The organism is Streptomyces sp. SID1328 (genome assembly GCF_009865595.1).
GTDB classification, from domain to species: Bacteria; Actinomycetota; Actinomycetes; order Streptomycetales; family Streptomycetaceae; genus Streptomyces; species Streptomyces griseoluteus.
The window spans coordinates 1-739 of record NZ_WWKH01000687.1; the positions used below are offsets into that span (position 1 = coordinate 1).

2 pseudogenes are annotated in these 739 nt (G+C 77.7%); both read right to left on the reverse strand.

Features of this window, described 5'->3' with window-relative positions:
* Window positions 1-234, reverse strand: a pseudogene (locus tag GT030_RS21935) (histidine phosphatase family protein); the annotation flags it as partial.
* Between the two features lie 80 nt (window positions 235-314).
* A pseudogene (locus tag GT030_RS21940) lies at window positions 315-739 on the reverse strand (amidohydrolase); the annotation flags it as partial.

The following is a 739-nucleotide window of genomic DNA, read 5'->3' on the forward strand; positions in this document are numbered from 1 at the left end:
GTCCAGCGGCGCGAGTTCCGCCGCCGCAACGCCCCGCAGCCCCAGCGCCTCGGCCGTGTCCCGGCACCGCGCACCGGGGGACAGCACCACCCGCGCGGCCTCCGGCAAGGCCCCGGCCGCCGCCCGCGCCCGATCGGCTCCCGCCTCGTCGACGGACGAGGACCCGTCGTAGAACCGGGCCTCCCGCAGCGCGGGTCCGATGGCGGGCGAGACGAGTACCAGCCGACTGGTCACCCGGGAAACCTCCTGGCGATGAGAACGCGTACCGGCCCCCGCAGCGGGACCGCACGAACCGGCTGTGCGGTCAACACGGTTCACCCCGCACGGTACGGGTCTTTGCCACCAGGTTCTCCGGCGGGGCCGGCGTCTCCGGGCGGGCGCCGCTCAGCCACGGGCGCCGGGTGCAGTTGGGCCAGCGCGGCCGTGACCAGGGCGGCCGTGCCGGTGTCCAGGGTGAGGCGGACGCTGGGGAGGTAGCGGGGGGAGTGGTTGTGGGGCAGGCCGCGGAACTTCTCGGCGGGCCCGGTGCCGGGGGCCGCCGCCCACTGGGTGGGGCCGACCGAGCCGAGCATCCAGTAGGCACCCCGGATGCCGGGCCGCCCGTGCAGATGGCCGCCCGCGCCGGTGAGCAGTGGGAAGTCCTCCGTCGCCGACGACGCGGGCCAGCCGGTGACGCGGGCGGCGCCGAAGGCCGCCTGGTGGGCGGCGCGCACGGCCGCCGTGACACCGGGGTCGGGCC